Origin of the sequence: Reella acinonychis (genome assembly GCF_052384575.1) — a bacterium.
Taxonomy (GTDB): domain Bacteria; phylum Pseudomonadota; class Gammaproteobacteria; order Enterobacterales; family Pasteurellaceae; genus JBQSUQ01.
Genome location: NZ_JBQSUQ010000021.1, coordinates 1 through 23,827, shown reverse-complemented (window position 1 = coordinate 23,827; position 23,827 = coordinate 1). Strand labels below are relative to the sequence as shown.

The window sequence follows — 23,827 nt, the reverse complement described above, 5'->3', positions numbered from 1 at the left end:
AATTTTTCTTTAGACATTGAAAGTCCCTCTAAAAAACACGGTTATCGATGGTACAATAACACCACATTAACCTAATGTATTGTTTACGGTTTAGTTTAAAAGGAAAAGTGAAATTAAAGAATGGTGCTGATAGGCGGATTTGAACCGCCGACCTCACCCTTACCAAGGGTGCGCTCTACCAACTGAGCTATATCAGCGCTTTCTTGGAGCGGGCAGCGGGAATCGAACCCGCATCATTAGCTTGGAAGGCTAAGGTAATAGCCATTATACGATGCCCGCAGTCCTTAATTCATCTGTCCCATCAAATTTGGAATGGTGGAGGGAGAAGGATTCGAACCTTCGAAGGCTGAGCCAACAGATTTACAGTCTGCCCCCTTTGGCCGCTCGGGAACCCCTCCACATCTTTATGTCTTGTTTACGATAATGGTGCCGACTACCGGAATCGAACTGGTGACCTACTGATTACAAGTCAGTTGCTCTACCTACTGAGCTAAGTCGGCGTCGTAAGCAAGTGAGGCGTATTATAGGGAAATTTTATCGTCTGACAAGTACTTTTTGCAAAAAAATAAATTTTTTTAACCATTCGACTAATAAACAAGCAAAAAAGTGTTTTTTCATCTATATTTTAATTATTTTCCTAAAATTATTCTGCAAGCTTCATTTGATTAGGGTATATTCTGTACTTACATATGGTGATATAAAAAGTGATTATGCTGGTAAAAGATCCTCATTCCATAGTGGACTCTCTCAGTCCCTTTTTAACTTTTCAGCGTGAACAATGGGCTGAATTAAGAAAATCCGTTCCTCTCAAATTAACAGAACAGGACCTCAAACCCTTGTTGGGTTTTAATGAAGACCTTTCCCTTGATGAAGTGAGTACTATTTATTTGCCATTAGTGCGGCTTATCAATTACTACATTGAAGAAAACCTGCGTCGCCAAACGGTACTCAATCGTTTCCTCGGCGGTAAAAACCACAAAGTTCCCTACATTATTAGTATTGCAGGAAGTGTATCTGTCGGTAAAAGCACTTCTGCACGTATAATACAATCCTTACTGAGCCATTGGCCTCATGTAAGAAAAGTCGATTTAATTACCACAGACGGATTTCTCTATCCATTAGCCGTCTTACAGGAAAAAAAATTATTACAAAAGAAAGGGTTTCCGGTTTCTTACGACACACAAAAATTAATACAGTTTTTAGCCGATATCAAGTCCGGGAAAGGCGATGTTGCTGCACCAATTTATTCTCATTTAACCTACGACATTATTCCAGACCAATTCGATATTGTTGATAAACCCGATATTTTAATCTTAGAGGGATTAAATGTACTGCAAACAGGTAACAAGGCAAAAACCTTTGTTTCTGACTTTGTCGATTTCTCAATCTATGTAGATGCAGAAGAGGAATTATTGAAACAGTGGTACATTCACCGCTTCCTCAAATTCCGTAAAAGTGCGTTCAATGATCCCAATTCTTATTTTAAACATTATGCTAATTTGTCGGAACAAGAAGCAATTCATACCGCGAGTACTATTTGGGAAAATATCAATGGATTAAATTTAAGAGAAAATATTTTACCAACAAGAGAAAGGGCTAATCTGATTTTAAAGAAAGGCGCAGACCACGCAGTTGAATTAGTAAAATTAAGAAAATAACCCATTATTCCAAATGGAATAATGGGTCTATTTCTTTCAATTATTTTTTGAATTTATCCGCATATTGGTCGGAATTTACCCAAGTATGATCTTTCTCCCAAGTGAAACGCCATTGGCGAACAGGCCCCGCCATCACATTTAAATAATAGTTATTATAGCCAGCAATCGTTGCCACAGGATGGTAACCTTTAGGTACCTTAACAACATCACCATCATATACTGCCATACATTCATCTAAAGAACGATCATCTGTATAAACACGTTGTAATGCAAACCCTTGAGCAGGCTCAAAACGATGATAATAGGTTTCCTCTAAATAGGTTTCAACTTCGCTATTTTTATCATCATGTTTGTGACTAGGATATGAACTTGTATTTCCTTCATCAGTAAACACTTCAACAACAAGTAAAGAATCCGCAATTTCAGTTTCAGGTAAAATATTATGCACTAAACGTTTGTTATTTCCATAACCTCGTTTCTCTACACCAACATCTTCTGGCGCAATTAAACGTGGTGGTAAATTCCCAGAACTTGGCGCTCTACAAACAGCCAGTTCTAAATAAGAATTTGCCGTCACCTTCACATCTTGGTGATGTGGTACATAAACAGAATAAGGTGGAATTCGCTCAAATGGTGTCGAACGATTTCCTATGTTGTCAAAAATCGTTTCTTTAACCTGAACGGTTGCATATCCTGATACGAGAACCAAACAAGCTTCCGTATCTTCAGTATCCAACGTCAACACTTGTCCTTTTTCCAAATGGTACATTTCAAAGCCAACATATTCCCAATTTGCATTCTGAGGGGTGACTTTTTGAACCAATCCATTAGGTTGAGGATTATTTTTTAAGGATTTAGATAATAAATAGCTCATCGCAGACCTCACAAATAGAGTTTAAAAACACGTCAAAATAATACCGCACTTCATCATATTAGCCACCAAAAAATTCTCAAAAATTAGACCTAGATCACAAAATGAAACATTTATTTCATTTTTTCAAAAAATGAATTGAGTTGATGTTTATTTTGATCTAATCTGTACAACAATGATTTTAGCTTAATAGCATTTCAATTTATCCAGACATGAGGAGTAAAAAATGGAAACTGTTTATAATTTTATTAACGGCAAACAAGTACCAAGCAAAGGCACTGAAGCTTGGCCTATTTTTAACCCTGCAACAGGTGAACAAATTCGCCAAGTTGTTATGAGTACTGCTGACGAAGTTAATGAAGCGGTAGATGTAGCACAAAAAGCGTTCCCAGCATGGGCATCAACCTCTCCATTACGTCGTGCGCGTATCCTATTTAAATTTAAAGAATTATTACAAAGAGATTGGGATTCATTAGCGCGTATCATCACTGAAGAACATGGTAAAGTTTATTCAGACTCTTGTGGTGAATTAACTCGCGGTTTAGAAGTAGTTGAATTTGCTTGCGGTATTCCACATTTATTAAAAGGTGAATTCTCTGAGCAAGCAGGACGCGGTATTGACATTCACTCAGCAATGCAACCATTAGGAGTAACTGTTGGTATTACACCATTCAACTTCCCAGCAATGGTGCCAATGTGGATGTTCCCAATTGCGCTTGCTTGTGGTAATACATTTATTTTAAAACCAGCAAAAGCAGACCCTTCATTATCAATTCGTTTAGCGGAATTATTAAAAGAAGCGGGCTTACCAGATGGTGTATTCAATGTGGTGCATGGTGACCGTCGTGATAACGATATTCTATTACGCGATCCACGTGTGAAAGCAGTAAGCTTTGTTGGTTCAACTACTGCTGCAGCACATGTACATAAAGTCGGTTCTGAATACGGCAAACGTGTACAAGCATTAGGTGCAGCGAAAAACCATGGTTTAGTTATGCCAGATGCAGATATTGAAACCACTGCAAATGCATTATTAGGTGCAGCGTTTGGTGCAGCTGGTGAGCGTTGCATGGCATTACCATTAGCTGTAACCATTGATGATGAAACAGCAGATAAATTAGTTGCTGCATTAAAACCAAAAGTAGAAGCCTTACGTTATGGTCCTGGTATTCCAAAAGAAGGCGAAAAAGAAATGGATTTCGGCCCATTAATTACCAAAGCTCATTTAGAAAATGTAACAGGTTATATTGATAAAGGTGTGGAAGAAGGTGCAACATTAGTTGTCGATGGACGAGGCAAAAAACCAGTTGGTTACGAAAATGGTTACTTTATTGGTGGTACATTATTCGACAACGTTACGCCTGACATGGTGATCTATAAAGAAGAAATCTTCGGGCCTGTATTAGGTATTGTTCGTGCGAAAAGCTTCGAAGAAGCAATGAAATTAATCAATGAGCATCCTTATGGTAACGGTACAGCAATTTTCACTGCTGACGGCGGTACAGCAAGAGAATTTGCTTACCATGTTCAAGCGGGTATGGTCGGTATCAACGTACCAATTCCAGTTCCAATGGCATTCCACTGCTTCGGTGGATGGAAACACTCTGCTTACGGTGCATTAAATGTTTATGGTCCAGACGGTGTTCGTTTCTATACGAAAATGAAAACTGTAACAACTCGTTGGCCGAATGCACGTGTTACAGAAGGTGCAGCATTTAGTATGCCAACTTTATAACATACCAAAATAAATAGGGGAGCGTAACGCCTCCTCTATTTTTATATGCGCGATTTAAGGAATATAAAATGAAAGAAGTAAGAATTGGACTTATTGGAACAGGCTACATCGGACGTTGCCATGCGATTGCTTATGCACAAGCACCAACAGTTTTCCCTTTAGATGCCAAATTAAAATTGGAATATTTAGCAGAAATCACCCCTGAACTCGCAGCACAAAAAGCACAAGAGTTCGGGTTTAGTCGTTCAACAGGAAATTGGCAAGATGTTGTAAAAGATCCAAATGTTGATGTAGTTGATATTTGCACCCCAAATTTCTTACATAAAGAAATTGCATTAGCAGCTATTGCCAATGGTAAACACGTTTATTCAGAAAAACCATTAGCTTTGACCGCCGCTGATGCGAAAATCATGTATGAAGCAGCTGAGAAAGCAGGCGTTAAAACATTAGTTGGTTTTAATTATATTAAAAATCCAACCACTCAGCTTGCACGAGAAATTATTGAACGCGGTGAAATAGGCGATGTGATTCATTTTTATGGTACACACAACGAAGATTATTTAGCGAGCGAAAATACACCGCTTGATTGGCATTGCGTGAAAGAAAAAGCAGGATTGGGCGCTCTAGGTGATTTATCAGCACATATCGTGCAAATGTCGCAATATTTAGTGGGTCAAGATATTGAGCAAGTTATCGGCGACATGGAAACTGTTATTAAAACGCGACCAAACCCACAAAATTTATCAGAACGCTTGCCTGTAGAAAATGAAGATCAAGCCACCGCACTTGTACGCTTTGCTAATGGTGTAATGGGTACAATTGAAACTTCTCGTATCGCTTGCGGACGTAAAATGGGACTAAGCTATGTCATTACAGGTACAAAAGGAACCATTAGTTATACCCAAGAACGTATGGCTGAGCTAAAACTTTATATACATAGTGATGACCCTGCTAGACAAGGTTTTAAAACCATATTAACAGGTCCGCTCCATCCAGATTATAAAAACTTCTGTGTAAGTGCTGGTCATGGTATTGGTTTTAATGATCAAAAAACAGTAGAAATCAGAGATTTAGTCAATGGTATTGCTAACAATCAAGAAATGTATCCTGATTTTCTGGAAGGTTTCAAAGTATCAAGAATATTAGATGCAATTGCACTATCTTGTGAACAAAAACGTTGGGTAAATGTGAAAGAAATTGCCTAATATTTCATAGTTCCAAAAAGCGTTAACTTGCTAGTTAACGCTTTTTTATTGCTCTCACAATTTAATGCCAAAAACTTGCTTTAAAAATGAGATCTATTTCACAAATTCACAACATATGCATTGTAGCTTTGCTTATGAAATGCTATACATAGCAAACAGATCATTTATTTCATTAAAAAGAAAAAATGAAATAAGTGTTGCGATATTTATTCTTAATTGTAATTAAGGGGTATAATATGAAAAAAGCACTATTATCCACATTATGTGCTGGTCTGTTACTCTCTTCTCAACCGATATTTGCCAAAAATCTTGTTATTGGTGCACCAATGGCATCCTTCGCAGATAAATGGCAGACCTATCTACAAGATGCAATTCGCGATTTTGATAATTCCCATGAAGATGTTGAATTTAAATTAGCTGATGCGAATGGCGACTCTACCAATCTACTTAATGATGTTGAGGAATTTATTAGCCAAGGTGTTGATGCCTTATTAATTGTTCCGACAGATCCTAATATGATTAAGGTGATCAGTAAAAAAGCGAAAAAAGCCAACATTCCACTTATTGTCGTTAATAGAAAACCCAATGATGAAGATATGGAATTAGTTACAAGCTATGTCGGTTCAGATGAAATTGAAGGTGGACGTATTCAAGCTGATTTCATTGTGAATAAACTAGGTGATAAACCTGCTGAAGTTGCAATATTCCTTGGAACACTAGGACTAGAATCAACAACCAAACGCACTCAAGGCAACAAAGAAATTTTAGCCCAGCATCCAAATATTAAAGTGATTACAGAACAAGAAGGGAAATGGGAACGTCTCAAAGCGTTAGAAATTGCGGAGAATTTACTGGCTGCTCATCCTGGGCTAAATATTATTATCAGCAACAATGATGAAATGGCGATTGGTGCAATCCTAGCAAGTCGTAAATTAGATATCAAAGATGAAGATATTACGATTGTGGGACTAGATGCAACCGCTGATGCGCTCGAATATTTAGGTGAAGGTTTAGATGCCACTGTTTTCCAATCTGCTGAAGATCAAGGTAAAGCCGCGGCAGAACTCGCTTACCGAGCAGCAAAAGGCGAACAAATTCCTCATGTGAAATGGGTCGCTTTTGAATTAGTCACGCCAGATAAAAAAGAAGAATATCAATCAAAGTATAAGAAGTAATTCAAAAACTATTGAAAAAATAACCGCACTTAGTAATAAGTTAATTGTAACACGAGGGGTCATACATGAATAATGCAAATAACTCTCCTTACATTCTCGAAATGCGAAATGTATCCAAAACATTTCCTGGTGTAAAAGCACTTGATCAAATCAACCTCAAGGTGAAACCAGGTAGTGTGCACGCATTAATGGGAGAAAATGGCGCAGGTAAATCAACATTGATGAAAGTGCTATATGGTATTTATAAACCAGATGAAGGTGGCGAGCTCATTTTAGATGGCAAACCATTTAAACCTTCACGTCCAATCGATGCCATCAAAATGGGTTTAACCATGGTGCCACAAGAAATTTCACCAGCAGCAAATTTGACTATTGCTGACAATTTCTACTTAGGTCGAGAAATAACAAAAAGTAAATTCTTCCTCGATCAAAAAGCGATGGATGAGCAAGCTGATGAAATCTTAAAAGATCTTGGTGTACCAATGGATGTTACCGCCAAAATGTCCGATGTCTCTGTGGCGAAAGCACAACTTGTTGCCATTGCTACCGCGGTTTCGAATGATGCCAAAATCATTATTATGGATGAGCCCACAACAGCATTAACTGAAAACGAGGTTGAGCAGTTATATAAGATCATTGAGAAAATTAAAAAACGTGGTATTGCAATTATTTTTATCTCACACAAACTCGATGAAGTCTTCACTGTATCAGATGAAATTACTGTTATTCGTGATGGGCAATACGTAGATACCAAACCAACCAAAGAAGTAACAAAAGAACAGCTTATTTCTATGATGGTAGGTCGCGATATGTCAGAAATGTTCCAAAGAGAACGTTTTGAACTATCTGATGAAATTGTGCTAGAAATTAAAGATTTTTGCCGCGAAGGAAAATACGAAAATATTAATTTTGCTGTACGTAAAGGTGAAATATTTGGTATTGCAGGTCTTGTGGGAGCGGGACGTTCTGAAATTGTAGAAGGCTTATTTGGCTATAAACCAGCAGAATCAGGTGAAATTTATATTCATGGACAAAAAGCGGATATTAAAACACCGTTAGATGCTATGAAATATAAAATCGGCTTTGTAACGGAAGATCGTAAGTTAACAGGATTATTCTTAAACTTAAGCATTACTGACAATATGATTATGCCGGAAATGTCACCATATTTAGAGAATTTCTTAGTGTCTGTAACAAGAGCACAAAAAACCGCTTATGAACAAAAAGATAAACTCAAAATCAAAGCGCCTAATGTTGAAGTGATTACAAACAATCTTTCAGGGGGAAATCAACAAAAAGTATTATTGGCACGCTGGTTATTGCTAGAGCCAGATATTTTAATCTTAGATGAGCCAACAAAAGGTATTGATGTGGGAGCAAAAGCTGAGCTTTATAAATTAATGGTTGAATTATCTAAACAAGGAAAAACAATCATTATGATTACATCAGATATGCTCGAACTCCTTTCTATGAGCGATAGAGTGATGGTCATGCATGAAGGAAGACAAGTGGGCATTATTCCACATACAGAACTCACGCAAGAACGCGTATTAGAAATGGCATCAGGCTAAAAATAATAATATTAATCATCAAATGTATTTACAAATTTTTATTTTAGGATAAATAAACGAGGTATTTCTTATGTCAAATCCAACGTTAAAACGTATTCTTAACTCCTACGGAATGGTATTAATTCTAGTGCTCCTATTTTTAGGTTTATCTGCCTCTATTGATGGATTTTTCTCTGCCCGAACAGTATGGAGTATCATTGAACAAGTATCTATGTTTGGTATTATTGCTATCGGTGTGACTTTCATCATTATCACAACAGGGATCGACCTGTCTTCAGGTTCTGTAGTAGCATTAACTGCAGTTGTTTCTGCTTCAATTGTAACTAGTGGTGATACCGTTTCTGCTGCTATCGCAGCATTTGGTGCCTCAATTATAATTGGTGCGATGTTAGGTGCCATCAATGGTGGTTTAACCGCAATTGGAAGTATTCCACCATTCATTGCAACATTAGGTATGATGATTATCGCACGTGGTGCTGCACAGCTTTATTCTGATGGTCGCCCAATTGATGCTTCATCAGAAAGCTTCACTTGGATCGCTGATGTGGATTTATTTGGCCTACCTGGTTTAGTAATTCTTTATATCCTTATTGTTATCGGTTCACACATTTTACTCAGCCGCTCTACATTTGGCCGTCATGTTTATGCAGTTGGTGGTAACTTAAATGCTGCTAAAATTTGTGGTATCAACACAACCAAAACACTTATTTGGGTGTATATTTTAGGTGGTGCGTTATCTGGTTTAGCAGGTGCATTATTAGCTGCTCGTACTTATGCAGGTAACCCATCTTATGGTCTATCATGGGAGCTTGATGCCATTGCCGCAGCAGTTATTGGTGGTGTTTCATTAAGTGGTGGTTTTGGTACTATCCCAATGTGCGTAATCGGTGCATTAATTATTGGTACAACAAACAAAGGGCTAAATATGTTAGGTGTTGACCCATATTGGCAACAAATTGTGAAAGGTGGAATTATTGTTGTCGCTGTATTATTAGATACCCTAAAACGCCGTAAAAAAGGATAATAAATAGATATAAAATAAAAAGGTTAAAGAATATTCTTTAACCTTTTTTATTGTAAGTCATGATGTTTTCAATCAATGAATAAAATGCTCGTAAATCGCCACCCGCAATTTTCTTAAAAGGTAGCAACAAATAATAGAAAAGGCTCAATTGATTAATCTTATTGATTGCATGATCCCAGATATCAGCTTCTCCATTGGCAGCGTAATAATGCAAGGTTGCCTGAATTTGCTCCTTAGCAATATCACCATCTCGGCAGATACCATAAAGAAATAAAATCGTATCTCGGATTTTATTCCAGCGTAGATTTTGAGATGAAGGTTTCACTTCAAAATCAATAAAACGTACCTGGCCATTTTTCCATAAAATGTCTTTCAGATAGGGGCGACCATGAATAATATTTTGCTCATGCAACTGAATCAATGCATTAGCACTATCAGTAAGAATCTGCTGTTTTTGTCCAAAATCCACCGCACTTTGCGATAGCCAATGAGAAACCGGAGGGCCACAATCCTCCATTACAACAAGATGTCTGCTCAATACATAAATATGAGGGATAGGAGCGTTTTGTTGCTGTAATTCAGTCAGGCGTTCGACTTCTTTCTCAAATGCTTTTACAGGAAAGGGTTTCACAAAATGCATCCGACCCTTGTTTTTCTCTGGTTGTTTTAACCAATAATATTTTCCTTCAAATTCAAAACGATATGTCCTTTTATCAGGATGTGTTAATTGCAATTCTTTCGCATATTGTTCTAAATTCATATTTATTTACTTTTTTCTTTCTCTAATCCAAGGGCAATTGCCAACGCTTGCACTAAGGTCATAGTTAAACATTGCGAACGGAAACCTTTTACTTGCGCTTCTTTAATCACAAAAGACACATCACTGAAGGTTAATAACGGACTAATTTGACTGTCAGTTATAGCAATCTGTTTGATGCCTTTCTGTGCAGTAATATTCATGATATCAAGAGTTTCTTTAGCATAAGGCGAAAAGCTAATTGCTACAACAACATCACCCGCTCTCACCTGATTTAATTGTTCATCAAACATTCCACCCAAGCCATTGATCACAAAAGAGCTACATTCAAGATGGTGCAAAGCATAATCGAGATAGCAAGCAATACTAAATGAACGTTTCAAACCAATAATGAAAATATTTCGTGCTTTATTTAAAATATCTACGGCTTGTTGCAAATCGGCATGATTAATTTGGAAAGGTAATTGATTTAATGCTAAGGCATTTGCTTGGGAAAAAACATTCAAAATATCCACCGCACTTTCTTCACCTTGCTCTTGATCGAGTAACTTGCGCGAAACCTGTAATCTTTCGGTATAACTCGGGGTATTTTCAAACAAGTTTTCACGAAATACCTGTTTCATTTCATTAAAGCCACTAAATCCGAACGCATTGGCAAATCGGATCAGTGTAGAAGGGGGAACATCCGCATGTTCAGCAATGGTTGCTACGGTGTCAAAAATAATACTATGCTCATTATCTAAAATATATTTAGCCACTTGCTTCAAACGCTTACTTAATGAATCATAACGTAAGCGAATGTCTTCTTTTAGGCTGGTCAGTTGGGAAGATTGAGACATAATTCCTCCTATAAACTCATTGTTGATTATTATACTCGCAAAATATTTCAGATAGAAATCTATTTTATTTTGCCTATTTTTTATTCTTATAGTAACAACAATTATTAAAAAACTTGATCTACTTAACAAAAATGAAATTTTATATTTGAACAATCAGCAAATGAAATATATATTTCATATCATAATACAAAAATGAAACATTATTTTGTATCTTTCTTACCCAATGATTAACCTAGATATGATAAGGAATAATTATGTTAGCATTTATCTCATTCATCGGGTTTACAGCTCTAGTTGCTGTAATAGCTTGGTGGTATACACGCAATGATGACTTAAGTAATTCTGAAGGGTATTACTTAGCTGGTCGCTCTCTTACTGCGGTGTTTATCGCAGGTTCAATGATGTTAACCAATTTATCAACGGAACATCTGGTTGGTTTAAATGGCTTAGCATATCGCTCCGGCTTTATCGTAATGGCTTGGGAAGTTATGGCGGCAATTACTATTGCGGCGTTTGCATTCTACTTCCTACCGAAATATCTCAAACTCGGTATTGCAACCATACCTGAATTCTTAGAAAAACGTTTTGATAAAGGGACATTATTAATTACGTCTCTATTATTCCTAGGCTGTTATGTTATTTCATTATTACCAATCGTTCTTTACACTGGTGCATTAGCGCTTGAAAGTCTGTTTAGAGTATCAGAAGTATTCGGTGTAGACAAAACCACTGCTTTATGGATTATGGTATGGGGCATCGGTATCTTAGGCGCAATTTACGCAATCTTTGGTGGTCTTAAAGCTGTTGCTGTTTCAGATACCATTAACGGTGTTGGTTTATTAGTAGGTGGTATTTTAGTGACCGTTCTAGGACTTAACTATATTGGTGAAGGTAATGTTTGGGAAGGTCTAAAAGAACTTTATCATTCTAATCCAGATCACTTTAATTCCATCGGTGCACCTGATTCAGTAGTACCGTTCTCCACCCTATTTACCGGACTTATTGTTTCAAATATGTTCTTCTGGTGTACAAACCAATCTATTATTCAACGTGCCCTTGGTGCGAAAAACTTAAAAGAAGGACAAAAAGGTGTTTTATTCTGTGCATTTTTAAAACTCTTAGGGCCTTTATTAATTATCCTACCAGGGATCATCGCATTCCATATTTTCCAAGGCAAATTAGATATTCCAGATCAAGCTTATCCAGATCTTGTACACTTAGTACTACCTGATGCTTTAGTTGGTTTCTTTGCTGCTGTCGTGGTAGGTGCCGTACTATCAACTTTCAACAGTGCGTTAAACTCTTCTGTAACCTTATTCTCTCGCAACGTATATAAAGTAAAAATTAATCCGAACGCGAGTGATATGAAACTAGTAAATGTAGGTAAAATTGTAGGTATTATTTTAGCAGTAGCGGCGATGATCGTTGCACCATTAGTTGCAAATGCGCCAGATGGTTTATTCTACTTAATCCAAGAATTACAAGGCGTATTTAACGCACCGATTTTAAGTGTGGTAGTCGTAGGCTTATTAACCAAACGCGTTCCAGCGCTTGCCGCAAAAGTGGGGCTAATTTTCGGTATGGCATCTTATATTCTTTGCCGCTTTATCTTGAAATTAGATATCCATTTCTTCCACTTAGTGGGTATCCTATTCGTTGCTAATGTGACCATTATGCTAGTGATTGGTTACTTAAAACCAATGGCAACACCATACAAAGAAGAATATACCAAACAAGTTGATATTGAGCCTTGGGCTTACGTGAAACCTGTGTCATTAATTATCACATTATTATCACTTACTATGTATATCTTCATGGCACATAATGTACCGAGCGCAGTATGGATTGGTTACTATTGCTTTGCAGCAGGTACCGTCTTATATTTCCTCTATGTACTTGTGAATCAGCGTAATAAACAATTCAAATAGAATATAAAAAATCCACGAACATAAGTTCGTGGATTTTTTTATCCAAGTGCGGTCAAAATAAAGAACGTTTATATATTTCACCCAAGCTTTTCTTTTGAGAACCAAAGATACGCACAAGTTGCGCTAAAAATAATTCTCCCGTTGCAACCGCATCCACCAACGCATTATGCGTAATATATCCCGGCAAATGATATTTCTGTCTGATACTGGCTAATTGATAATGCTGAGCTTGTGGGTCTGCAAAAGAGCGCTCAATACGCAGAGTATCTAACCACAACATAGGCAATTGCGTAATGTTATAACGCACAGACAAATAGTGCAAAATAAAACGTTTTTCAATACTGGCACCATGTGCAATTAAAATCCTGCCTTGCATAAGGGAAAAAAGCTGTTGCATCGCCTCATCTAAAGACGAAGCATCTGTGAGCATTTGCGGCACAATATGATTGATAACCGCGGTGTCTTTTTTCACTATTTTTTGTTCCACAAACATATGCATGGAAGAGGCCAGCTGTATACTCAAATTATCTATTGGCACCGCAGCAACGCTCAGCACATTATCCATCAACGAATTCAATCCCGTCGTTTCAAAATCAATCACCAAAAACGAAAGTTGACTCAAATCTGCATCAGAAGAGGGATAAGCAAAAGACAGCGCTTTTGCTAAAGGCGCAGGATAATCAATACGCTGCAACATTTCTATGCGTTGTTTTTCTAATTTGACCAACGGATGAAATTGATTGAGAAAATACTTTAGCACCATTATCTCATAATCCCTTTCTGTGAAAACCGCATTTCCGCTGCTTCTTGGAATTTATAAATTAAGCGGAAAGCATCTTTCAAATGATTACGTTCCAATAAGGTTAATTTATCTGGTGCAATATAATTGCTCGCAGGTTGTTGCTCAGCCAAAGCAAGTGCCTGATATTTAAAGCGCAGATCACATACAAATTGATAAGCTTCTAAGGCATTATCTAGAGTTTCCTTATTCATAATCTCCAGCTGATAACAACGATTAAAGCGCTGCTCTGTGCTCAAGGTTTCCGATACACCAGCAGCGAAAGCATAAATCCGTCCTAAATCCACCAACAAATTAATCGCTCGTTTTTTCAAATTCAATTGATTTTTATGCTCACCATCTTTTGATAAAACAAAATTACGGAAAATACTGATCGGTGGCTTAACTCGTACTGAATTTGCAACCATAAACGCTAAGAAACGTTTATTACTTTGTGTTAAAGTGGCAATATGCTGTTGTAACTTTTCCGCGAAAACGGGATCACCATGGATAGTACGAATATCCATAAACACAGAGGCATTCAACAAGCCTTGCTGCTCTGGATTTAAAATCCATTCATCGAAATAAGCTTTCCATTGTTGTAAGGATTGACACCAAAGCGGGTTATTTGCCATATAGTCGCCAGAACACAGTTCATAACCACATTGAGCCAAACCATTCACCACAAATTGAGCTAACTGAAGGAAATAGTCTTTTTCCGTATCACTTAATTCACGCTCAGTAATAATGCTACTGTCCTGATCGGAAAATAAGTGCATTTCATACCGCGCTTGTGAACCCAGCACATTCCAACTATAAGCACAAGGCGCCGGACCAAAGGTTTCCTCAGCCAAGGATAATAGCTTTTGACTAAAGGCATCAGCAATTAAGGTCATCACTTTCATCACATTATTGTAAGCCGCACCGCTTTGCACAAGGGACTGGAAAATATCCTGACGTTGTTGTGATAACAACAATAACTGCGCAATGTTCTCTGCCTGAAATATCTGATTGACAATAAAAATAGATTGCAAACTCGTGTATTTAAGTAAATCAATCGCTGTTAAAATACTATGCACTTTACCATTTAATAAAACCGGTAAACTTCGTACATTATTTGCCATCATGATTGACACAGCGTTTAAAACTAAATCTGAGCTTTGTATTGTCGGTGGATTTTCGATCATAATTTCAGTAATAGGTAAGGAAATATCCATGCCCTGTGCGATCGCTTTTTTAGTCATATCACGATCATTCACAATACCAATAAGATTATTCCCTTGCATAACTAACGCCGATGAACGTCTCTCTTTAGACATAGCTTGTGCCGTTGCCTGAATGGAGGTATGGGATTCCACTCGAACCACCTTAGCATTGGCTACTTCAGCTACCGTCTTCATCAAAACATTGTTCTGCCCCTGAGATAAATGATGTTTAGTGACATGAGATAAACGCTTGCTTACATTATTCGAAAAATAATCCACAAACTCAGGGTACTGTTTTAGGATGGCATCTAAATTAGGGTAGGCGATTTGATAAATTAAGGTATTTTCTAAAGCAAACGCAGAATAACGATCATCTCGATTAAAAATACTAAAACCAAAAATGGCTCCTTCTTCCAATTTTGCCCGTAAATCACCTTTCTCATCAATTTGATCCACCTCACCAATACGAATAATGTAAAGATGAGGATTTTGCTCCGTATGAGAAACAATGAGCTCGCCTTTTGGAATATAGCGAATTTCAATTTGGCTAGCGATCTGCGCAATGGCTTCGGGGGGTAAATAATTTAAAGGAGGGACCTGAGCTATAAATAATTCAATATTTGGAATTAAAGACGTATCAATCATTATATTGCCTGCGTTCAGAAAGATGATATGCAAACCTATTATGAAGGATAATCAATTTTTTCGCTAGTTTTCCGATGGTAAACTTGCCTGATAAACAAGGCTGACTTATCATAACGCCTCGAAACCCATAATATTCTCAATACTTAGGAGAAACCATATGCAACCTTATTTTATTGCCCCTTCTATTCTTTCTGCAGATTTTGCTCGTTTGGGTGAAGATGTGGAGAAAGTCCTCAAGTGCGGTGCAGATTTAATTCATTTTGATGTCATGGACAATCACTTCGTCCCTAATCTCAGTTTTGGCGCACCGATTTGTAAAGCCCTACGTGATTACGGTATTACCGCACCTATTGATGTGCATCTAATGGCAAGTCCGGTGGATCGCCTGGTGACTGATTTCGCAAAAGCGGGGGCAAGTTATATTACTTTCCATCCGGAAGCCAGCACCCATATTGATCGCACGTTGCAACTTATTCGTGACAACGGATGTAAAGCAGGCTTAGTTTTCAATCCAGCCACACCATTACATTATTTGGATTATGTGATGGATAAATTAGATATAATTTTATTAATGTCCGTTAATCCAGGCTTTGGTGGACAAGCGTTTATTCCATCTACATTAGACAAATTGCGCCAAGTACGCCAACGCATTGATGCAAGCGGTTTGAATATTCGCTTAGAAGTAGATGGAGGCGTGAAAGTCAATAATATCGCAGAAATTGCCAAAGCAGGCGCAGATACTTTTGTTGCTGGTTCTGCTATTTTTGATCAGCCTGACTATCAACAGGTAATTGATGCAATGCGAGTAGAGTTAGCAAAAGCTTAATCTATCGCATAAAGTGCGGTCAAAACTTTCTTAATTTTAACCGCACTTTCGCTATTACATATTGGCCACAATATCTTCCGCAAATTCAGAAGTAGAACGCAAAGTTGCGCCTTCTAGCATTTCCGCGAAATCAAAGGTAACAGTTTTATTGGCAATGGTTTGTGATACAGCTTTAACTACCAAATCTGCGGCTTCCGTCCAGCCTAAATGACGCAACATCATCTCACCACTTAAAATTAATGAGCCTGGATTGCCCTTATTTTGCCCTGCAATTTTCGGTGCGGTGCCATGAGTTGCCTCAAAAATTGCGGCTTCAGCGCCAATATTTGCCCCTGGCGAAATACCAATACCGCCCACCTGTGCAGCTAAGGCATCGGAAATGTAATCACCATTTAAGTTTAACGTGGCAATCACATCATAATCCGTTGGATGAAGGAGGATTTCTTGTAAGAAAGCATCGGCAATGCTGTCTTTAATGATAATTTCTCTGCCTGTTTTTGGATTTTTCAAGCTCATCCATGGGCCACCATCAAGCAATTGGGCACCAAATTCTTGTGCTACTTGATAACCCCAATCTTTGAAAGCCCCTTCGGTAAATTTCATAATATTGCCTTTATGCACAAGCGTTAAAGAATCTCGGTCATTATCGATAGCATATTGCAATGCAGCACGCACTAAACGTTGCGTACCTTGTTTCGACACAGGTTTAATACCGATACCACAGTCTTCAGTGAAGCGGATTTTTTTCACACCCATTTCATTTTGTAAAAATGCAATGACTTTATTAGCTTCATCAGATCCTGCAACCCATTCCACTCCCGCATAAATATCTTCTGAATTTTCACGAAAAATCACCATGTCCACAAGTTCTGGGTGTTTTACCGGGCTTGGCGTACCTTCATAATAACGAATGGGACGTAAACAGTTGTATAGATCTAAACCTTGTCGCATTGCCACATTTAACGAGCGAATACCGCCACCAACTGGGGTCATCAATGGACCTTTAATGGCCACATGATAATCACGAATGAAAGTCATGGTTTCATCGGGCAGCCATGTATTTTCGCCATAAATTTCATTGGCTTTTCCACCTGCATAAATTTCCATCCATGCGATTTTACGTTTACCGGCATAGGATTTTTCTACCGCTGCATCAATAACACGTTGCATTGCAGGTGTCACATCAACACCTATACCATCGCCTTCAATAAAAGGAATAATCGGATGATCAGGCACATTGAGTGAACCATCCGAATTGAGCTGAATTTTCTCGCCTGCTGGAATGATAACCTTTGATTGCATATTTTTTCCTTATGTTGTGCTAATATGAGGACTTTAATTATTTAAACAACATATATGAACTCGAATTCTGTTGCAAGACATAAACCCTTTTTCAAACCAAAAAGTGCGGTGAAAAAACCGAATGTTTTGTCACGTCCACCAAAGAAAACGCCTGACCTTGATCAAACGAACATTGTGCTATTTAACAAGCCCTTTGATGTGCTTTGCCAATTTGTCGATGAAAATGGTCGTGCAACTTTAAAAGATTTCATTCCTATTCCTCATATTTACGCTGCAGGTCGTCTAGACCGCGATAGCGAAGGGTTGTTAATTCTTACTAACAATGGTGAAATCCAACATCGATTAGCAGAACCCAAGTTCAAATTAGAAAAAACCTATTGGGTGCAAGTGGAAGGCATTCCCACAGAAACGGCCTTAAATTCCTTACGTCAAGGCGTGGAATTAAAAGACGGTATGACCCGTCCGGCAAAAGTGCGGTTAATTTCTGAGCCAATTATTTGGCAACGCAATCCGCCAATTCGAGAACGAAAAACCATTCCGACCAGCTGGCTAGAAATTAAAATTACAGAGGGAAGAAACCGTCAAGTTCGACGCATGACAGCCCATATTGGCTTTCCAACGCTACGTTTAATTCGCTATGCTATTGGGCCATTCACTTTAGCTGGACTCGCAAATGGCGAATATCGCCAACTCAGTTCAGATGAAAAAACACAGCTTTACCGCCAACTCAATTTATAAAAGGAATAATTATGCATAGACCCTATATCACTATGGCTTGCGTAGTGCATTGCAAAGGCAAGTTTTTATTTGTTGAAGAAATCGAATATGACAAACGCACCTTAAATCAACCCGCAGGTCATTTAGAAGAAAATGAAACCATTATCGAAGGGGCTCAACGTGAGTTGTACGAGGAAACGGGTATTCGAGCAACTATGCAGAAATTGGTAAAAATCTATCAATGGCATGCTCCGCTTAGCCAAAAGGATTATTTACGTTTTGTCTTTGCGGTCGAATTAGAGGAGTTATTACCTATTACGCCTCATGATGCGGATATTACGCAAGGATTTTGGCTCACATTAGATGAATTTGAGCAATATATCCAGCAACCAGAACAATGTGCACGTAATCCGCTAGTCATCCAAGCAGTGAAAGATTATTTAGCGGGTGAAAGTTATCCTTTAGAAATGCTAACTTTGTTTGAGTAAATAAAAAACCAAGCACAATGGCTTGGTTTTTTTATCATTAACGTACTTGATTTAACGATACTTCAGGGTCTGGTTGACCAGTGATACGATTACGTAAATCACGACGGAAAATTTCAATGGTCCAGAACCAGAAAATGTGACCGACAATTTCAGAAACGTGTTCATATAAAGGCCATTCTGAAACTGGTGGTGTTAATCCCATTAATGGGAAAACCACATAATGCACAACGAAGCAAGCAATTAAACCTGCGCCGATACCTTGCCAGAATTTAATTTTCGGGAAGATTTCAGCCACAATACCATAAGCTACTGCGAATACGATTGAGAAAATGATGTGAGTAACACCAATCCAGTTAAATGGATAATCTGCAAAAGTAAATACTGCATCTGTTGGGTTAATACCAAACACATCACGTAAAAATACATGTGGTGGGTTTAAGAATGCACGTGAACATTGTTCTAGCGCCATATTCATGGTCATAGCACCTGAATTTAACGCATCTAACACAGGTTGAGGGCAAGCTGCTGTAAATAAATCAATTGGGCTACGCGGTGGGAACGGATGTTCTGCCCCCCATTTTACGAAAGAAGAAATAATACCGCCAAGAATACCGATAAATACAGCTAATCCGTAACGGCGACGTGATGGATCAGTTTGTTGGAAAATACCTGACATAATAATGCTCCAAAAATAAGAAAAAATGCACCGCACTTTTATGCGATGCGGATAGCCTCATACAAGGCGCGCTGATCTTAATACTCCGAATAAAATAGTCAAGTAAAATTACACAACGGGATAAATAATTTTAGAATCTTTCTAGTAAGGTTGGCAGCCAATCTTCCGCACATTGTTCTTGGTCATCTACGTTCAATACATCAATGCGTAAAGATTCACAAATTTGCACCGCACTTTGCTCTGTCAGCACTTGTTCAACAATATCTACCGCGCCACAAAATGTATCATAATCGGAATTTCCAAGCCCAATAACAGCAAAGCGGACATCATCTAAATGCTGTTGTTTTAATTCATCAATAAAAGGTTTCAAATTATCTGGCAATTCGCCTGCGCCATGTGTTGAAGTCACAATTAACCAGCATTTTTGTTGTGCCACATCCGAAAAAGTCGCATTGTTTTCGACTTGCACTTCAAAACCTTGCTTCTCTAACACCTCTGCAACATGATCTGCGACATATTCCGCACCACCAAGCGTACTGCCCGTAATAATTGCCAATTGTTTCATACTCATCCTTATTGATAAAAAGGCTTAGTAAACTAAGCCTTTATTTTTTATTAAATATCTAAATTCGCTCGTAATGCATTGCTTTCAATGAATTCACGTCTTGGCTCAACTTCATCACCCATTAATGTGGTAAAGAGTTGATCGGCTTCCACTGCATCTTTAATAGTCACTTTCAGCATATGGCGAGCCTCTGGATCCATAGTGGTTTCCCACAATTGTTCCGGATTCATTTCGCCCAACCCTTTATAACGCTGCACTGTTAAACCACGACGAGATTCTTTCACTAACCATTCAATCGCCTGTTCAAATGAGCTAATTTCTAATTTTCTCTCGCCACGAGTAACATAGGCGCCTTCTTCTAATAAGCCTTGCAATTGCTTACCTAATTTCACAATACGTGCATATTCGTTGCCTGTAGCAAAGTGATAATCAAGATGGTAATGACTATCCACACCATGAGTGCGTACGATTAATTGTACTTCATCAAGCTGGCGCTCTGGGTTTGTAACAATTTGGTAGGAGTAATGGTTACCACTCACATCATTATTGCTTAAGGTTTCTACCAATAAATTCGCCCAATTTTCCACCGCACTTTTATCCTTCATCAACTCAATCGTTAATTCAGGGAAATAAATTAACGCTTTCAGCAATGCTTCAGGATAACGGCGATGTAAACGCGCAATCATATTCGTCACATTATTGTATTCAGACACTAATTGCTCTAGCGGCAAGCCCACCATTGCTGGTGCATTTGGATTAACGTAAAGAGACGCATCTTCCAATGCAATAGCTAATTCATATTGCTGCATTGCTGCTTCATCTTTAATATATTGTTCTTGCTTACCTTTTTTCACTTTATAAAGCGGCGGTTGCGCAATATACATGTAACCACGCTCAATAATTTCAGGCATTTGACGATAGAAGAAGGTCAATAATAGCGTACGAATGTGTGAACCATCCACATCCGCATCGGTCATGATAATGACTTTGTGATAACGCATTTTATCTGGATTATATTCATCACGCCCGATACCACAGCCTAATGCTGTAATTAAAGTGCCCACTTCTTGCGAAGAAAGCATTTTGTCAAAACGCGCTTTCTCAACGTTTAAGATTTTCCCTTTTAATGGCAGAATAGCTTGGTTCTTACGATTACGACCTTGTTTAGCAGAACCGCCCGCAGAATCACCCTCCACTAAGTAGAGCTCAGAAAGCGCAGGATCTCGCTCTTGGCAATCCGCTAATTTACCCGGCAATCCAGCAATATCCAATGCGCCTTTACGACGAGTCATTTCTCTTGCTTTACGGGCTGCTTCACGCGCACGCGCGGCATCAACAATTTTGGTCGCAATAATTTTGGCGTCATTCGGGTTTTCTTCTAAATATTCTTGTAGACGCTCGTTCATTGCTGATTCAACAGCGCCTTTGACTTCTGAAGAAACCAATTTATCTTTAGTTTGCGATGAGAATTTAGGATCTGGTACTTTTACTGAAATAATCGCCACTAAACCTTCACGCGCATCATCACCCGAAGTTTCCACTTTATCTTTATCGCTTTTACCTTTCTTATTTAAACCCGCTTTATCCATATAATTATTTAAGGTGCGAGTTAAAGCACCGCGGAAACCGGCTAAATGGGTACCGCCATCACGTTGCGGAATATTATTAGTAAAGCAGTAGATATTTTCGTTATAGCTATCATTCCATTGCAATGAGACTTCCACACCAATCCCGTCTTTTTCAACTGAAAAATAGAACGGTTTCGGATGAATTGGGGTTTTATTATGATTTAAATATTCAACGAATGCTTGAATACCGCCTTCGTAATGGAAATGATCATTGGTGCCATCACGTTCATCAAATAATTTAATGGATACACCAGAGTTCAAGAAAGAAAGTTCTCTTAAACGCTTTTTAAGAATGTCATATTCGAAAATCGTATTACTGAAAATAGTTGGGCTAGGCCAGAAACGTACAGTGGTTCCCGTTTTACTGGTATCGCCAATAATCGCCAATGGCGCTTCAGGCTCACCTAAACGATAAATTTGCTCATGCACATGACCTTGACGGCGGATAGTGAGCTGCAATTTATCAGAGAGGGCATTTACTACAGAAACCCCAACACCATGCAAACCACCAGATACTTTATAAGAATTATCATCAAACTTACCGCCAGCATGCAACACTGTCATAATCACTTCCGCAGCAGACACGCCTTCTTCTGGGTGAATATCTACAGGAATACCACGACCATCGTCTTGTACAGAAACAGAATTGTCTTCATGAATAGTAACGATAATATCTTTACAATGACCTGCTAATGCTTCATCAATTGCATTATCCACTACTTCAAAGACCATATGATGCAAGCCCGTACCATCATCGGTATCCCCAATATACATACCTGGACGTTTACGTACGGCATCTAAACCTTTTAAGACTTTAATACTACTTGCACCATATTCTGCTGGGGTATTTTGTGACATAAAAATTCTCAATTATTCGATAAAATCATGGGCAGTATTATAGCAGATTTACGCTCAAATAGCACGTTATAAGGCGAGGAAAGGGTAGAAAAGTGCGGTGAAAAAATGGAGAGTTTAGACAGACAAAAGACGAGAATATCGTTATATCTTGTAGCTAATTAATAACATTAGCATGGGAAATAATCTGCACTATAAAGTGCAGATCAATTTCATTGAATAAATCTATTCTAACAACTTGTTAAAATTCTTTTTTAGCCCATTTAAAAATAGTTTTAAATAACAAAATACCTATTCCTATATTCGCTATAATAAAAGCCACCAATCCAACTATTTGTAATTCAGGTATTTGATAGAAATAAGTTGCTCCATTTGCCATTGAGCCTAGTCCAAATGAGAATGCCCATAAACCAAAATTAAAGCCTTTTTCAGCTATCCAATTTAATAATCTAAGTAAGAAAACAAATTGTAAAAAACCATATCCCCAAAGCATTTTCACAACCAGATCCACTTGTCCCCCATTCACTGCTAAATAAGCCACAGAACCGACAAAAGCAGGCGCAAGAATAATACCAAAGGAAGGACGCAGAGAGACCAGGGTTTCATTAAGTCGTAAACGCTGCAATAAAATTGGTTCAAACATAAACCAAGCGAGAAAACCTGCGCCTAGAAAGAAAGTGGCAAATTCTTTATGTCCAAGTAAAGCTAAAGATGTAGCAGCGGTAAAATTAGTAGCAACAGTCGGTAAATAAAAGGGAGGTAAGGCTGCAGTTTCTATAAAAATATTGCCTCGCCATAAAACACTAATTCGAATAAATGCATAAAAGATTTGCCCTAATGCACCAAGCCAAATAAGTATTTCCGCCAATATCGGCAACAATGGTAGTAATATCATTCCAACTAACATCGTTGTAATCGGAATTAAAGCGAAGAAAGAGAAACGAATTGGGCAATTATATTCTTCTTTGATACTACCTGCTTTTGTGATACAACGAAAAATGAATAGCACAATAAATAATAACCAAAGAACAACTGAAATACAGCTTAAAATAAGACTAGTTTGTGGAGCATAATTCGTAATAGAGGATGCGTGCCGCCAAGCAAGCGATAATGCGCTCAATCCCAGCGTGATCGCGAAATAGCCAGTAGGCAGTACAAAATTCATGATAGCCTCCTAAAATATAAAATCTCCAATCTTTCGATTGGAGATTTTTTAGTTTTTATATCAAATTATTATTTGATGATTTTCGCTACAACGCCAGCACCTACTGTACGGCCACCTTCACGAATCGCAAAACGTAAACCTTCGTCCATCGCGATTGGGTGAATTAAGCTCACAGTCATTTTGATGTTGTCGCCTGGCATTACCATCTCTACGC

At 38.1% G+C, this 23,827-nt stretch carries 21 protein-coding genes and 4 tRNA genes; 10 read left to right on the top strand and 15 right to left on the bottom strand.

Annotated elements, in window-relative coordinates:
• Positions 1-121 precede the first annotated feature (121 nt).
• From ACT2CV_RS09665 to ACT2CV_RS09650, 4 genes are all read right to left on the bottom strand, one after another.
• Positions 122-197 (bottom strand) — tRNA-Thr (locus ACT2CV_RS09665).
• Between the two features lie 7 nt (positions 198-204).
• A tRNA-Gly gene (locus ACT2CV_RS09660) sits at positions 205-279 on the bottom strand.
• A gap of 34 nt (positions 280-313) precedes the next feature.
• Positions 314-398, bottom strand: a tRNA-Tyr gene (locus tag ACT2CV_RS09655).
• A 26-nt stretch (positions 399-424) separates the two neighbouring features.
• A tRNA-Thr gene (locus tag ACT2CV_RS09650) sits at positions 425-500 on the bottom strand.
• Between the two features lie 210 nt (positions 501-710).
• Here ACT2CV_RS09650 and coaA point away from each other — a divergent pair.
• Positions 711-1,658 (top strand): type I pantothenate kinase, encoded by a 948-nt coding sequence (gene coaA, locus ACT2CV_RS09645; protein WP_464973260.1) that lies wholly within the window; start codon positions 711-713, stop codon positions 1,656-1,658.
• Between the two features lie 40 nt (positions 1,659-1,698).
• Here coaA and iolB read toward each other — a convergent pair whose 3' ends face one another.
• Complete coding sequence (gene iolB, locus ACT2CV_RS09640) at positions 1,699-2,532, bottom strand: 5-deoxy-glucuronate isomerase (protein WP_464973261.1); 834 nt, start codon at positions 2,530-2,532, stop codon at positions 1,699-1,701.
• Between the two features lie 223 nt (positions 2,533-2,755).
• On the opposite strand from iolB, the gene ACT2CV_RS09635 reads away from it, so the two are divergent.
• The 5 genes from ACT2CV_RS09635 to ACT2CV_RS09615 all read left to right on the top strand — a co-directional run bounded on the left by ACT2CV_RS09635 (position 2,756) and on the right by ACT2CV_RS09615 (position 9,239).
• Entirely contained in the window at positions 2,756-4,264 is a 1,509-nt protein-coding gene (locus tag ACT2CV_RS09635) for a CoA-acylating methylmalonate-semialdehyde dehydrogenase (RefSeq protein ID WP_464973262.1), read from the top strand.
• A 68-nt stretch (positions 4,265-4,332) separates the two neighbouring features.
• The gene (locus tag ACT2CV_RS09630) at positions 4,333-5,469 is read left to right on the top strand and encodes a Gfo/Idh/MocA family protein (RefSeq protein ID WP_464973263.1); all 1,137 of its coding nucleotides are present in this window, start codon (positions 4,333-4,335) and stop codon (positions 5,467-5,469) included.
• Positions 5,470-5,705: 236 nt separating this feature from the next.
• A complete protein-coding gene (locus ACT2CV_RS09625) occupies positions 5,706-6,644 on the top strand; it encodes a substrate-binding domain-containing protein (RefSeq protein WP_464973264.1) in 939 nt (312 codons plus the stop codon).
• A 65-nt stretch (positions 6,645-6,709) separates the two neighbouring features.
• On the top strand, positions 6,710-8,215 hold the full coding sequence (locus tag ACT2CV_RS09620; protein ID WP_464973265.1) for a sugar ABC transporter ATP-binding protein: 1,506 nt from the start codon (positions 6,710-6,712) through the stop codon (positions 8,213-8,215).
• Between the two features lie 70 nt (positions 8,216-8,285).
• Positions 8,286-9,239 carry an ABC transporter permease gene (locus ACT2CV_RS09615; protein ID WP_464973266.1) on the top strand — a complete coding sequence of 318 codons (954 nt, stop codon included), beginning with the start codon at positions 8,286-8,288 and terminating at the stop codon, positions 9,237-9,239.
• Between the two features lie 37 nt (positions 9,240-9,276).
• Here ACT2CV_RS09615 and ACT2CV_RS09610 read toward each other — a convergent pair whose 3' ends face one another.
• A complete protein-coding gene (locus ACT2CV_RS09610; RefSeq protein WP_464973267.1) occupies positions 9,277-9,999 on the bottom strand; it encodes an RIO1 family regulatory kinase/ATPase domain-containing protein in 723 nt (240 codons plus the stop codon).
• A 2-nt stretch (positions 10,000-10,001) separates the two neighbouring features.
• Complete coding sequence (locus ACT2CV_RS09605; protein ID WP_464973268.1) at positions 10,002-10,835, bottom strand: MurR/RpiR family transcriptional regulator; 834 nt, start codon at positions 10,833-10,835, stop codon at positions 10,002-10,004.
• 254 nt (positions 10,836-11,089) lie between these two features.
• Here ACT2CV_RS09605 and ACT2CV_RS09600 point away from each other — a divergent pair, with 254 nt between their 5' ends.
• Complete coding sequence (locus ACT2CV_RS09600) at positions 11,090-12,763, top strand: solute:sodium symporter family transporter (RefSeq protein WP_464973269.1); 1,674 nt, start codon at positions 11,090-11,092, stop codon at positions 12,761-12,763.
• Positions 12,764-12,815: 52 nt separating this feature from the next.
• On the opposite strand, the gene ACT2CV_RS09595 is transcribed toward ACT2CV_RS09600, so the two are convergent.
• On the bottom strand, positions 12,816-13,526 hold the full coding sequence (locus ACT2CV_RS09595; protein ID WP_464973270.1) for a 3'-5' exonuclease: 711 nt from the start codon (positions 13,524-13,526) through the stop codon (positions 12,816-12,818).
• The gene (locus ACT2CV_RS09590; protein WP_464973271.1) at positions 13,526-15,391 is read right to left on the bottom strand and encodes a DUF294 nucleotidyltransferase-like domain-containing protein; all 1,866 of its coding nucleotides are present in this window, start codon (positions 15,389-15,391) and stop codon (positions 13,526-13,528) included. The genes ACT2CV_RS09595 and ACT2CV_RS09590 overlap by 1 nt, the downstream gene beginning before the upstream one ends.
• A gap of 157 nt (positions 15,392-15,548) precedes the next feature.
• Here ACT2CV_RS09590 and rpe point away from each other — a divergent pair, with 157 nt between their 5' ends.
• Positions 15,549-16,217, top strand: coding sequence for a ribulose-phosphate 3-epimerase (gene rpe, locus ACT2CV_RS09585; RefSeq protein ID WP_464973272.1), 669 nt, complete (start codon positions 15,549-15,551; stop codon positions 16,215-16,217).
• Between the two features lie 54 nt (positions 16,218-16,271).
• Here the strand turns inward: rpe and icd are convergent, their stop codons facing one another.
• The gene (gene icd / locus ACT2CV_RS09580; RefSeq protein WP_464973273.1) at positions 16,272-17,519 is read right to left on the bottom strand and encodes an NADP-dependent isocitrate dehydrogenase; all 1,248 of its coding nucleotides are present in this window, start codon (positions 17,517-17,519) and stop codon (positions 16,272-16,274) included.
• Between the two features lie 54 nt (positions 17,520-17,573).
• Here icd and ACT2CV_RS09575 point away from each other — a divergent pair, with 54 nt between their 5' ends.
• Together ACT2CV_RS09575 and ACT2CV_RS09570 are read left to right on the top strand one after the other, a co-directional pair.
• A complete protein-coding gene (locus ACT2CV_RS09575) occupies positions 17,574-18,257 on the top strand; it encodes an rRNA large subunit pseudouridine synthase E (RefSeq protein ID WP_464973274.1) in 684 nt (227 codons plus the stop codon).
• 11 nt (positions 18,258-18,268) lie between these two features.
• Positions 18,269-18,724: an NUDIX domain-containing protein gene (locus ACT2CV_RS09570; RefSeq protein ID WP_464973275.1), complete on the top strand. Its 456-nt coding sequence runs from the start codon at positions 18,269-18,271 to the stop codon at positions 18,722-18,724.
• A gap of 37 nt (positions 18,725-18,761) precedes the next feature.
• Here the strand turns inward: ACT2CV_RS09570 and ACT2CV_RS09565 are convergent, their stop codons facing one another.
• From ACT2CV_RS09565 to ACT2CV_RS09545, 5 genes are all read right to left on the bottom strand, one after another.
• A complete protein-coding gene (locus ACT2CV_RS09565) occupies positions 18,762-19,400 on the bottom strand; it encodes a YagU family protein (RefSeq protein ID WP_464973276.1) in 639 nt (212 codons plus the stop codon).
• A 130-nt stretch (positions 19,401-19,530) separates the two neighbouring features.
• Complete coding sequence (mioC, locus tag ACT2CV_RS09560) at positions 19,531-19,965, bottom strand: FMN-binding protein MioC (RefSeq protein WP_464973277.1); 435 nt, start codon at positions 19,963-19,965, stop codon at positions 19,531-19,533.
• Positions 19,966-20,015: 50 nt separating this feature from the next.
• Positions 20,016-22,451 carry a DNA topoisomerase (ATP-hydrolyzing) subunit B gene (gene gyrB, locus ACT2CV_RS09555; RefSeq protein WP_464973278.1) on the bottom strand — a complete coding sequence of 812 codons (2,436 nt, stop codon included), beginning with the start codon at positions 22,449-22,451 and terminating at the stop codon, positions 20,016-20,018.
• Between the two features lie 238 nt (positions 22,452-22,689).
• Positions 22,690-23,613, bottom strand: a complete 924-nt coding sequence (locus ACT2CV_RS09550; RefSeq protein WP_464973279.1) for an SLAC1 family transporter — start codon at positions 23,611-23,613, stop codon at positions 22,690-22,692.
• 68 nt (positions 23,614-23,681) lie between these two features.
• On the bottom strand, positions 23,682-23,827 hold a 146-nt coding region (locus ACT2CV_RS09545; protein WP_464974066.1), incomplete at its 5' end, for an EF-Tu C-terminal domain-related protein.

Excerpts from the sequence above, each read along its gene's own strand:
- ACT2CV_RS09610 (WP_464973267.1), bottom strand. The coding sequence starts at position 9,999 with ATGAATTTAGAACAATATGCGAAAGAATTGCAATTAACACATCCTGAT.
- mioC (WP_464973277.1), bottom strand. The coding sequence starts at position 19,965 with ATGAAACAATTGGCAATTATTACGGGCAGTACGCTTGGTGGTGCGGAA.
- ACT2CV_RS09565 (WP_464973276.1), bottom strand. The coding sequence starts at position 19,400 with ATGTCAGGTATTTTCCAACAAACTGATCCATCACGTCGCCGTTACGGA.
- ACT2CV_RS09575 (WP_464973274.1), top strand. The coding sequence starts at position 17,574 with ATGAACTCGAATTCTGTTGCAAGACATAAACCCTTTTTCAAACCAAAA.
- gyrB (WP_464973278.1), bottom strand. The coding sequence starts at position 22,451 with ATGTCACAAAATACCCCAGCAGAATATGGTGCAAGTAGTATTAAAGTC.
- ACT2CV_RS09550 (WP_464973279.1), bottom strand. The coding sequence starts at position 23,613 with ATGAATTTTGTACTGCCTACTGGCTATTTCGCGATCACGCTGGGATTG.
- ACT2CV_RS09630 (WP_464973263.1), top strand. The coding sequence starts at position 4,333 with ATGAAAGAAGTAAGAATTGGACTTATTGGAACAGGCTACATCGGACGT.
- rpe (WP_464973272.1), top strand. The coding sequence starts at position 15,549 with ATGCAACCTTATTTTATTGCCCCTTCTATTCTTTCTGCAGATTTTGCT.
- iolB (WP_464973261.1), bottom strand. The coding sequence starts at position 2,532 with ATGAGCTATTTATTATCTAAATCCTTAAAAAATAATCCTCAACCTAAT.
- ACT2CV_RS09570 (WP_464973275.1), top strand. The coding sequence starts at position 18,269 with ATGCATAGACCCTATATCACTATGGCTTGCGTAGTGCATTGCAAAGGC.
- ACT2CV_RS09600 (WP_464973269.1), top strand. The coding sequence starts at position 11,090 with ATGTTAGCATTTATCTCATTCATCGGGTTTACAGCTCTAGTTGCTGTA.
- ACT2CV_RS09605 (WP_464973268.1), bottom strand. The coding sequence starts at position 10,835 with ATGTCTCAATCTTCCCAACTGACCAGCCTAAAAGAAGACATTCGCTTA.
- ACT2CV_RS09590 (WP_464973271.1), bottom strand. The coding sequence starts at position 15,391 with ATGATTGATACGTCTTTAATTCCAAATATTGAATTATTTATAGCTCAG.
- icd (WP_464973273.1), bottom strand. The coding sequence starts at position 17,519 with ATGCAATCAAAGGTTATCATTCCAGCAGGCGAGAAAATTCAGCTCAAT.
- ACT2CV_RS09615 (WP_464973266.1), top strand. The coding sequence starts at position 8,286 with ATGTCAAATCCAACGTTAAAACGTATTCTTAACTCCTACGGAATGGTA.
- coaA (WP_464973260.1), top strand. The coding sequence starts at position 711 with ATGCTGGTAAAAGATCCTCATTCCATAGTGGACTCTCTCAGTCCCTTT.
- ACT2CV_RS09595 (WP_464973270.1), bottom strand. The coding sequence starts at position 13,526 with ATGGTGCTAAAGTATTTTCTCAATCAATTTCATCCGTTGGTCAAATTA.
- ACT2CV_RS09620 (WP_464973265.1), top strand. The coding sequence starts at position 6,710 with ATGAATAATGCAAATAACTCTCCTTACATTCTCGAAATGCGAAATGTA.
- ACT2CV_RS09625 (WP_464973264.1), top strand. The coding sequence starts at position 5,706 with ATGAAAAAAGCACTATTATCCACATTATGTGCTGGTCTGTTACTCTCT.
- ACT2CV_RS09635 (WP_464973262.1), top strand. The coding sequence starts at position 2,756 with ATGGAAACTGTTTATAATTTTATTAACGGCAAACAAGTACCAAGCAAA.